Genomic DNA, 10592 nt, shown 5'->3' with positions numbered 1-10592 from the left:
ACTTCTTTTTTATTTTACTAGAAAAAACGCATGAAATGAACGATTTTTCGTTATTTCATGCGTTTTTTGTTAGAGACTTTTGTCACAGCCCCTTAAATTTATCTTAATGGGTAAGAATAAGGGTTGCCACTAGCGTCAGATTCACCATAATAATCAAGAATCATGGCAAATGGATCAAGCTCTACATCAATTTCAAAAACTAACGTACTTTGCGCTTGCGCACCAGCTGCTAATTCAATATCTTCGAAATAATCATCTGAGCCACCTTCAACAAAATGTGGTGTAACCATCATTGAACTGTCGGCGTTTCGTAATAAGAAGTAACCATTAGAAAAGACCAGTGGTTCAGTGCTGGCGTTGGTGACTTTCACTTGAACTAAAGCCAATTTATTGTTCATTTTGGCGTCATGGCGATTATCGCCTTCTCCGTATTCAAGCGCTTCAGTGACTTGAATAATTTCAATAACCGCTTTTGGCGAAACGCTAGCCGGTGCTTCCGATGAAGTACTTGGACTTGGGCTGCTAGGCGTTGTACTGTTGCCACCAGCGTTATTATTGTTGGCTGGTTTACTACTACCACTAGCGCTTGGCGTACTGCTACTGCTGTCATTCGTAGTTGTTTCGCCGGTTTCAGAAGTTTCAGTACTTTTATCTGAGGTTTTCGGGCGACTTTTACTAGTGTAAGTACTGTTGCTAGAGTCGTAGGTAGTATTTTGGGTAGTATCAATTTTTAGTGGTGGACGATCTAAGATTTGCTGTTTTTCTTCCGCTTGAACGGTTGTGAAAATTTGCAAACTTGCTAAAAGTAGCGTCACAACTAAACCTAAATAAAGCAAAGGCTGTTTGAAAAGTGATTTTTGCTTGGTGGTTGTACTGTAAGTTTGTTTTTGCAACAAGAAGAAAATCGCTATCGCAAAAGCAATTAAACCTAAAAAGGCACCGTATTTAGGATAGATTAACATCGCTAAAATCCCGAAGATTCCGCCAATGTGGCCGTAAATCACCGTTTTTTTGCTCCAAGCTTGATAAAATGCCACTACATTGACGATTAAACTTTCAATGAAAAAGATGATGCAAAACATTTTAGCCGCTAAAGGTAAATTAAAATCTTTAATAAAAAATTCGGCGATAAAAAGTCCGCTAATGATAAAACCGACGATATTAAAGCCGGCTGCAATTAAATTCCATTGTAAAAAGCCGTGGATTTTCTGCGGTTTTTTCTTAGTTTTCTTTTTTTTATTGGTTGTAATAGGTTGTTCTTCCATAATGACCTCTATTTCTAATTTATAAAAAATTAAGTAAAAAAAGTTGCTCTTAGTATATAGTATCAAAAAAGTAGGAAAAGGTGTAGTTAGAGAAGTGATTTTTCTTGGGAATTTTCAAAATTCTGCGAAAACTGAAAAATTCCTTGTGAAATCGAGTATAAATAGCAGAAAAATAGTTTGAAAATTCCTGCTATTGTGCTATTCTTTCTACAACTAAATTTTTTGTTCTTGGTAGCAAGTAGAAAGTAAGTGATGATATGAAAATTAAAGATTTTTATCAACAAAAGAAGCCAGTCGTTTCTTTCGAACTATTTCCTCCGAAAAAAGAATCGGGGATTGAAACGATTTATCAAACTTTAGCTGAGTTGAAAGATATTCAACCAGATTTTATTAGTGTAACTTATGGCGCTGGTGGTTCACGCCAAGATAATCGCACTTTGGAGATTGCCTCATTAGTGAAAAATCAATATGGCATTGAGCCTTTGCACCATTTGACTTGTGTGGTGAACTCAGAAGAAGAGATTCAACAGTTGTTAACTGATATTCGTAAGGAAAATATCGAAAATGTTTTAGCGCTGCGGGGGGATATGCCGGCGGGACAAGAAGACTGTCAGAGCGATTTTACTTATGCTAAGGAATTAATTACGACAGTCAAAGAGCTGACGGATTTTTCTGTAGGGGCGGCTTGTTATCCAGAAGGGCATATTGACCAATTGGCTAGTAGCGAAAACATTCAACATTTACAAGAAAAAGTTGATGCGGGGGCAGATTTCTTCATTTCTCAGTTGTTTTTTGACAACGATTCTTTTTATCGCTTAGTTGATTCAGCTCAAAAAGCCCAAATCTTCACACCAATTTCAGCCGGCGTGATGCCGATTTTAAGTCGTGCCCAAGTAGAAAAAATGATTTTTATGTGTGGTACGTCTTTACCGTCAAAATTAATTAAATTGATTCATAAATATGAACATTCTTTAGTGGATTTACGCAAAGCCGGTTTGGAATATGCTTTAGAGCAAATTGATGATTTGGTGGCTCACGGTGTGGCGGGTGTCCACGTTTACGCCATGAATCGTCCGACGGTTGCTAAATCAGCGATTCAACAGCTTAGAGGTGGCGTTGATGTTTGAAAGTAGTCCGCTACCTTTAAATAAGCGGGAAATTTTGCGCTATTTAGGCTATAAACGCAAGCAAGAATTAACGCCGGCGATGGAGCAGACGATTGAAGAATTAATGCTGGAAGTGCAAACGGTGGCGCAGCCCCGCTATAGTTTTCAAATTTTTGATTGCCAACCCTTGCCAGAAGTACCAGCAATTCAGGTGGTGGGTACTGATTTAATTTTAAAAGGGAAATCCATTTATAATCATTTGAAAAGTGCGGAGCAAGTGGTTTTGTTAGCTGCGACTTTAGGAATTGAAGTGGAGCGACGAATTCGCCAGTATGAATTAACGGAGCTCAGTAAAAGCTTGATTTTAGATGCTTGCTGTACGGAATATATTGAAAAAATTTGTGATTTTGCGGAATGTGAAATTGCCAATGAAATGCCGGAGGCTTTTATGAATCGCCGGTTTAGCCCAGGCTATGGCGATTTACCTTTGGCAACCCAACCGGATTTTTTTGCGGTGCTGGAGGCGGACAAAAAATTAGGAATTCATTTATCTTCAAGTTTGTTAATGATTCCGCGAAAATCAATAACAGCGATTATTGGTTTATTTGCCGATGAAGCTGTTGCCCGACCAAGAAGAAAAGGAAATACTTGCAAGGATTGTTCAATGCAAACAACTTGTAATTATAGAAGGTGAAAATTTGACGACAATTATTGAAGCGATTGAAAATAAAGTTTTACTATTTGATGGCGCAATGGGCACCATGATGCAAAAACATGGTTTACCAGTGGGAATGGAGCCTGAGTATTTTAATTTATCTCATCCGGAAACTGTGAAAGAAATCCATCAAGCTTATGTGTCAGCGGGTGCCGATGTGATTACCACCAATACTTTTCAAGCAAATCGCTTGAAGTTAGCAGCTGAGCAACTGCCAGAAATTATTAGTGCTGCCGTAAAATTAGCTCAAGCCGCTAATCCCCGCTATGTAGCCTATGATATGGGACCCACTGGTCAATTAATGGCGCCAATGGGAACGTTGAGTTTTGATGAAGCTTATGATGTCTTTAAAGAACAAGCGCTGTTAGCGGAAGCGGCTGGTGCTGATGTGGTTATTTTAGAAACAATGTCTGATTTATTAGAAACAAAAGCCGCTATTTTAGCGATAAAAGAAAATACGAATTTACCGATTTTTTGTACTATGACTTTTCAAGCGGACGGGCGGACGTTTGTGGGTACCGACCCAATCACGGCAGTTTTAACTTTGCAATCTTTAGGGATTGCGGCGGTGGGATTGAATTGTTCCTTAGGCCCGCAAGAACTATTGCCGTTAGTTGAAAAAATGCTACAATACGCCAAAATTACCGTAATGGTGCAAGCCAATGCTGGTTTACCTGAAATGAAAAATGGTCAAACGGTTTATCGTATTTCTGAAAGCGACTATGGAACGGCTGTTAAAGAAATGTTGACTAAAGGCGTGCGAATTGTCGGTGGCTGTTGTGGCACGACACCCGCTTTTATTAAAGAATTACGAGGAATCATTGATGCAACGCCATTTATGTTAGCGAAACCAGAAATCGTTACGGCGGTAACTTCAGGCAATCAAAGCGTGATTTTAAATCAAGGGCTACATTTAATTGGCGAACGGATTAATCCTACCGGCAAAAAACGTTTGAAAGAAGCGCTACGCAGTAATGATATCAGCTACCTTTTAAAAGAAGCTTTAAAACAAGTGGAAGCGGGCGCTGATATTTTGGATGTCAATGTTGGCTTACCGGAAATTGATGAAGCTGAAATGATGCAAAGAGCGGTCACGGAAATTCAAGGAATCGTAACCACGCCGTTGCAAATCGACAGTTCAAGCGTGGCGGCTATTGAAACGGGTGCCCGTTATTATAATGGGAAACCTTTAATTAATTCGGTAAATGGCAAAGCCAGCAGCATGGCAGAAATTTTTCCGATTGTTAAAAAATACGGGGGCGTTGTTTTAGGGTTAGCGTTAGATGAAAACGGCATTCCAGAAACTGCGGCTGAACGTTTAGCAATTGCTAAAAAAATCGTTGATACAGCAGCAACTTACGGTATCCCGAAAGAAGATGTGATGATTGACCCGTTAGTTTTAACCGCTTCGGCGCAACAAGCTCAAGTGGCAGTGACGTTAGAGACCTTACGCTTATTACGTAGCGAATTAGGTGTTATGACAGTAGCGGGTTTAAGTAATGTTTCTTTTGGTTTACCTAATCGCGAATTATTAAATGGTACTTTTTTAGCGGCGGCCGTTGGGGCGGGCTTAAATGCACCGATTGTTAATCCTTTATCAGAATTTTTAATGAATATTGTGCGGGGCTTAAAAGTGATTAACAATCAAGATAAAGATGCCACCGCCTACATTGCCAACAGCCAAACAATGACGGTGGCTGCCAACGAAAAGGCGGCACCAGTCACTAATAAAGCACCCGAAACTTTGAAAGAATTAATTTTACAAGGGCAAAAAGATTTAACGGCAGCAGCGGCAACGGAATTGTTAAAAACGCAAGCGCCCTTAGAAATTGTTAACCAACATTTCATTCCAGCTTTAGATGAAGTAGGGCGCAAATTTGAAACCGGCGAGCTTTTTCTACCGCAACTGATTCAATCAGCGGAAGCCGTGCAACGGGCTCAAGAAGTGTTGAAAAAATATTTTGATGCTCAGGGGCAAGTCAACGAATCACAAGGGAAAATTTTATTGGCAACTGTTGAAGGGGATATTCATGATATCGGCAAAAATATTGTCAAAATGGTGCTGGAAAATTATGGGTTTGAAGTAATTGATTTAGGGAAAGATGTGCCAGTTGAAAAAGTCGTGGAAACCGTTCGCCAAGAAAAAATTGCTTTGGTGGGGTTAAGTGCCTTAATGACTACGACTGTTCAAAATATGAAACGCACCATTGAAGCAGTGAAAGCAGCAGGCTTACCAGCTAAATTTATGGTAGGTGGTGCCGTTTTAAATGAAGAATATCGTGAATTTGTTGGGGCGGATTATTATGCCAAAGATGCTTTAGAGAGCGTAACAATTGCGCAAAACTTTTTTAAGAGTTAGTTGCAAAAATTTGCTTAGTTGCAGAATAACTTTTTCCACTTTTCTTAAAGAAAATCAGTAAACAATAAGACTAGAGTTTTAGCTGCGGTTAAAACTCTTTTTTTGAAAAAAACTATTTAAATTTTGCTTTAATGGTCGTATTATGAATATATATGTGTATAATTGAGTAGTTTGTGATAAATAAGGGGGGAAGTATAAATTCTAAATACCAATAATCAATGAAGTAATTTAGTAAGAAATTTGTTTAAGGGGATAATAGGATGTTAAAAAAAGACTGGGAGATTAGAGAGATTGCTGAAGCGGCAGCAGTGGGCATTATGGTATTGTTTGCCCTGTTGAGTTTGCTGCTATCAAGAAGTAGTGTTAAAGAACGCGTTTATCAGTTAGATGATGGCGCCATCCAATATGAAGGTCAAATGGCAAATAATAAATTCAATGGTCAGGGGACCGTAACTTTTGCCAATGGCGATGTATATACCGGAGCTTTTGTTGATGGCCGGTTTGAAGGGGAAGGCAAGTTTTCTTCAGCAGCTGGCTGGTCGTATGAAGGTGACTTTAAAAAAGGGGAAGCCGATGGTCAAGGGGTGCTGATTTCAGAAACAGCGGCCATTTATCGCGGTAACTTTACGAAGGGGGTATATCAAGGGAAATGAAAATTAAGTGGTTTAGTTTTGTTCGGATTACCGGGTTGGTATTAGTTTTAATTTATCATTTCTTTAAAAATGTTTTTCCTGGTGGCTTTATCGGGGTGGATGTTTTCTTCACTTTTTCAGGCTTTTTGATTACCGCCTTAATGATTGATGAATTTTCCAAAAAACAAAGCTTTGATTTAGTAGGCTTTTATCGGCGGCGCTTATATCGGATTGTGCCACCGCTAGTTTTATCAATATTAGTCGTGATGCCTTTTACTTTTTTGATTGGCAAAGATTTTATTACGATGTTAGGTAAGCAAATCATTGCGGCATTAGGTTTTGTCACTAATTTATTTGAAATTGCTTTAGGTGGTAGCTATGAAAATAAATTCATTCCCCATCTGTTTGTTCACACTTGGTCGTTAGCTGTAGAAGTGCATTTTTACATTATTTGGGCGTTGGTAGCATTTGCTATTGCCTTTTTAGCGAAACGCCAAGCACCTGACAAACCACAAAATCAAGCAATTATTTTTAGAACGGGGCTTTGTGCCGCGGCAGCCGTTTTTGGATTAATTGGCTTTTTATCAATGTTTATTCGAGCTCTGGGCATGAAAGAATATTCAGGGATTTATTTTTCAAGTATTGCTCATAGCTTCCCGTTTTTCATCGGAGCGATTGCGGCTACTTTTAGTGGTGTTAAAAATATTCCTAAAAAATTCTCTAAAGTTGTCAAATCATGGAGCATGACGAAAGCTTTAGCAGTTTTAGGTGGCGGCTTTGTGCTTTTGTTTATTTTAAGCATTCTGCTGAAATTTGATAGTAAATTTACTTATTTATTTGGCCTATTAATCGCAAGTTTAATTGCGGTGGCGATGATTTTGGCGGCGCGAATTTTACATGAAAAGACGCCAGATTTTGACGAGCCTAAAGCCGTTAGCTTTTTGGCGGATACCAGTTATGGGGTTTATTTATTCCACTGGCCACTCTACATTATTTTTACTCATCGTTTCGGGAACGTATTTGGAGTTATTTTAACTTTGCTTTTCTCTTACGGTTTAGCCGTGTTTTCTTATTACATTTTAGAACCGCTGATTGCTGGGAAAAAAGTTACGGTTTTCGCTAATGAAATCAGTTGGGAAATAATTAAATTGCCATCATTAATAACAGTCGGTGTGCTCTGCTTAATGATGGGGATTCAAATGATTAGAGCGCCGAAAATTTCTAGCTTAGAAAAAGATTTATGGACCGCTAGCTTGTATCAAGATGCCGATAATCTGCAATTAACCCGTAGCATGGTGGATAATTTAGGAACAACCGAATTTAATATTCCAAAAGGTGTTTCCGTGATTGGCGATAGTGTAACGTTGGGGACGCGGGCTTATTTAAGCGAACACCTTCCTGATAGCTGGGTGGATGCAGAAGGCAATCGTACTTTAGATATTGCTTGCGAAGTTATGGCGGAACAACAAGAAAAAGGCACGCTGAGAGAAAATGTCGTAATTTGTGTAGGAACCAATTGCTTAGATGGTTACGAAGAGCATGTGCAAGCGATTATCGAAACCTTAGGCGTGGGGCATCGTTTGATTTTTATGACCCCTTATGACGGTTCGGCCGATGCAACTTATAACTCAACAAAATTAGTAGCTTTTGAGCGAGAGTTACCAAAGCAATATAAATTTGTAACGATTGCTGATTGGAATCAATTGGCGCCAGCCCATCCAGAAATATTTGAAGGTACAGATGGCACCCATTTTGGTGGCGTAGCCGCTGGCGATGAATTATATGCCCAATGTATTGCTGATGCTTTAGTAGAAGCAGAAAAGACACCTGTCAAAAATAGTAATTAATAATTATATAATCAATAAAAAGGTTACCTTTAATTAAAGGCAACCTTTTTTGTTAAGTTAGCTTTTGCAAGGTTCGTTTAAAACGATAATTAAGAAAAATGCTTCGCAAATATAAATCAATCCCGATTGATAACCAAACGCCGGCAATTCCCATTTGCCAATGGCGAGCTAATAACAGTACGCCTAACATGCGGATAATCCAAACGCCGAATGCCGTGCTGTATAAAGGTGATTTGGTATCACCCGCTCCTTGTAAAGCACCAGTCATAATAAGACTAAAGGCTAGCGCTGGTTGGATAAAAGCATCAATTTTTAAAGCGATAGTAATTTCTTTAATTGCCACTGCATCCTTTGTAAAGAAGGTAGCAAAAAATTCTCCTCCGAAAAAAAGAATAATGCCGAAAAAAGCTAAAATGACAACTCCGTAACGAGTCGCTTTCTTGGCGTAAAGGCGGGCTTTTTCTATATCTTTTTCACCGACGGCATAACCAATTAAAGTTGTGGCGGCAGTCGCTAAGCCGTAAGCGGGCATATAAGCAAAACTTTCAATGTTACCTGCTATCGAATGAGCGGCAAAAGTTTTCGCGCCAATTGCAACGATTAAACTAAAATAAACCACTTGCCCCATCCGCATCACCAAACGCTCTAAAGTTGCTGGGATAGCTAATTGAATTAAGGCATGATAACTGCTTTTTTTGAAAAAAGTCGCTTTTTCGATAGCGATTTCTGATTGTTGTAATTTATAAAAAAGTAAAAGCATTCCTAAAACTCTTGAGAGAACCGTACCGATAGCGGTGCCGACAACCCCCATTTGTAAATGAAAAATTAAAAAATAATCAGTCGCGATATTCACCAGATTGACGATAACGCTGATTTTCATAGGCGATTTGGTATCGCCAGTCGCCCGTAATAAACTACCTAAAACCGTCATTAAAGCAATCGCGCCAGAAGCACCGCCGACAATCATTAAAAATTCAGAAGCAGCTGGCAATGACTCTTGATCCGCGCCCATTAAACGCAAAATTGTTGGTGCGAAAAACAAACTAATCAGACTAAAAAATAAACTCACCACTAAACTTAAAATTAAAGCTTGTTGGGTATAAGTTTTGGCTTTAGCGATTTCTTTAGCCCCTAACATTTGTGCGATCAAGGCGGAGGCACCTACTCCTAAAGCGATAAAAACCGCTAAATAGACACTTAAAATAGTGTTGGCAATACCTACTGCGGTAACGGCTAACAGACCGATTTTGGCAATCATTAAAGTATCAATAAAGCCGACGAGAGTTTGTAAAACATTTTCAACAGTCGCCGGAATCGCAAGTTGCAAAATTTGATTTTCTTTTATCCGTGATAGCAATGAGCATCACTCCTTGTTGGGAATTGAGGTGTTTTTTGAATATACCCCTATACCCCATATTATAAAACTATCTGAAAAAAAGACAAATGTTTTTTGTGAGTTTTGAAAATTTTCTATAGAAAGCTATCTCTTTAACGAATTTTAGTAGATAATAGAGGAAATATGAAATAGATATTCGGAGGGAATTATGAAAAAAGTTTTATTTGTTTGTTTAGGAAATATTTGTCGTTCACCAATGGCTGAGGCGGTTTTTCGGCAGTTGTTGCAAGAGCAGCAGTTGGAAAATGAAATTCAAGTAGATTCAGCGGCAACGAGTCGTTGGGAAGTGGGAAGCGCGCCTCATCATGGCACGCAACAAGAGTTGCAAAAATACGGCATTGATTGCAGCGATTTACGAGCGCGGCTAATTACCACCGTCGATTTTCAAGCGGCTGACTGGATTATCGGAATGGATCAGCAAAATGTGGCTGACTTAAAAGAACTTGCGACTAATGAACAGGCAGAGAAAATTCAGCTGTTTTTAGATGCTGTACCAGGTTTAGAAAGTCAGGTTGTGCCGGACCCTTATTATACGGGAGATTTTGACGAAACTTATCGTTTAGTTAAGCTTGGGGCGGAAAAATGGCTGGAGATTGTTAAGAAAGCCTAAGTAAATCTGAATTTACTGTGATTTTTCTGTGTATTCCTTGAAAAAATCTACTTTTTTAGGTAGAATGAGTATCAATCGGAAGTCTTTGCCTTAGCAAATAATTAACGATGAAAATAGGGTTTTATGTAGGTAATGTATAGACAAAATGGGAGGCTGATTCATTTGGATAAAAAAAATAATTTGGCGATTGAAAAATTGACTTCATTTTTATCGAAAACAAAATTTGGTTCTCTTTTTGATGATACTGCCGACCAGGTTGCACTGGAAAAAATGCAAGCTGAAATTTTAAAACAACTTCAATTGGCAGCTGCTCAAAAAGGGATTGTTGTGCTGAAGTTACAAGAAGACGAATTCGTTCAAAATTATGAAACAGTTTCTGGCTGGATTGCCAGCAAAACAGTCAGTGGCGATCATGTGATGATAAAAACATCGGGTGATCAGCAGCAAATTCGCATGGTACCGATTGCTCAAATTAAGAAGATTAGTTTGCTGACACCAAATGGGGAACGTCATAAAATTTCAAAATAAGTTAAAATATTCAGCTGAGAGTAAAGCTCTCAGCTTTTTTTATTGACTTTAGTCAGTTGAGTGAGTGAAACGAGCGAAACAGAAAACCACCTGCTATGCGGGTGGAAAACAAAAGGTTATACCAAAAAGTCCCT

The 10592-nt window shown here is 38.8% G+C and carries 9 protein-coding genes; 7 read left to right on the top strand and 2 right to left on the bottom strand.

Annotated elements, in window-relative coordinates; translation table 11 throughout:
* Positions 1–98 precede the first annotated feature (98 nt).
* On the bottom strand, positions 99–1265 hold the full coding sequence (locus M2139_RS13595) for a DUF4352 domain-containing protein (protein WP_280739388.1): 1167 nt from the start codon (positions 1263–1265) through the stop codon (positions 99–101).
* A gap of 257 nt (positions 1266–1522) precedes the next feature.
* On the opposite strand from M2139_RS13595, the gene metF reads away from it, so the two are divergent.
* The 5 genes from metF (at position 1523) to M2139_RS13570 (ending at position 7924) form a co-directional block, all read left to right on the top strand.
* Positions 1523–2392 (top strand): methylenetetrahydrofolate reductase [NAD(P)H], encoded by an 870-nt coding sequence (gene metF, locus M2139_RS13590; protein WP_280739387.1) that lies wholly within the window; start codon positions 1523–1525, stop codon positions 2390–2392.
* On the top strand, positions 2385–3065 hold the full coding sequence (locus M2139_RS13585) for a vitamin B12 dependent-methionine synthase activation domain-containing protein (RefSeq protein WP_280739386.1): 681 nt from the start codon (positions 2385–2387) through the stop codon (positions 3063–3065). Before metF ends, M2139_RS13585 begins: the two co-directional genes overlap by 8 nt.
* Positions 3066–3069: 4 nt before the next feature.
* On the top strand, positions 3070–5445 hold the full coding sequence (locus tag M2139_RS13580; protein WP_280739385.1) for a homocysteine S-methyltransferase family protein: 2376 nt from the start codon (positions 3070–3072) through the stop codon (positions 5443–5445).
* Positions 5446–5705: 260 nt separating this feature from the next.
* Entirely contained in the window at positions 5706–6098 is a 393-nt protein-coding gene (locus M2139_RS13575; protein ID WP_280739384.1) for a hypothetical protein, read from the top strand.
* Positions 6095–7924, top strand: coding sequence for an acyltransferase family protein (locus M2139_RS13570; protein ID WP_280739383.1), 1830 nt, complete (start codon positions 6095–6097; stop codon positions 7922–7924). The genes M2139_RS13575 and M2139_RS13570 overlap by 4 nt, the downstream gene beginning before the upstream one ends.
* A gap of 52 nt (positions 7925–7976) precedes the next feature.
* Here the strand turns inward: M2139_RS13570 and M2139_RS13565 are convergent, their stop codons facing one another.
* Complete coding sequence (locus M2139_RS13565) at positions 7977–9281, bottom strand: MATE family efflux transporter (RefSeq protein ID WP_280739382.1); 1305 nt, start codon at positions 9279–9281, stop codon at positions 7977–7979.
* Between the two features lie 187 nt (positions 9282–9468).
* Between M2139_RS13565 and M2139_RS13560 the strand changes: the two genes are divergently transcribed.
* On the top strand, positions 9469–9930 hold the full coding sequence (locus M2139_RS13560) for a low molecular weight protein-tyrosine-phosphatase (protein WP_280739381.1): 462 nt from the start codon (positions 9469–9471) through the stop codon (positions 9928–9930).
* 162 nt (positions 9931–10092) lie between these two features.
* Positions 10093–10458, top strand: a complete 366-nt coding sequence (locus M2139_RS13555; RefSeq protein WP_280739380.1) for a hypothetical protein — start codon at positions 10093–10095, stop codon at positions 10456–10458.
* The last annotated feature ends 134 nt before the right edge of the window (positions 10459–10592 follow it).

The sequence above is a fragment of the Enterococcus sp. PF1-24 genome, from assembly GCF_029893325.1.
Taxonomy (GTDB): Bacteria; Bacillota; Bacilli; order Lactobacillales; family Enterococcaceae; genus HY326.
This window is presented reverse-complemented; position numbering and strand designations above follow the sequence as displayed.

Coding starts and splice junctions, on each gene's coding strand:
- M2139_RS13560 (WP_280739381.1), top strand. CDS start 9,469: ATGAAAAAAGTTTTATTTGTTTGTTTAGGAAATATTTGTCGTTCACCA.
- M2139_RS13570 (WP_280739383.1), top strand. CDS start 6,095: ATGAAAATTAAGTGGTTTAGTTTTGTTCGGATTACCGGGTTGGTATTA.
- M2139_RS13575 (WP_280739384.1), top strand. CDS start 5,706: ATGTTAAAAAAAGACTGGGAGATTAGAGAGATTGCTGAAGCGGCAGCA.
- M2139_RS13585 (WP_280739386.1), top strand. CDS start 2,385: ATGTTTGAAAGTAGTCCGCTACCTTTAAATAAGCGGGAAATTTTGCGC.
- M2139_RS13595 (WP_280739388.1), bottom strand. CDS start 1,265: ATGGAAGAACAACCTATTACAACCAATAAAAAAAAGAAAACTAAGAAA.
- metF (WP_280739387.1), top strand. CDS start 1,523: ATGAAAATTAAAGATTTTTATCAACAAAAGAAGCCAGTCGTTTCTTTC.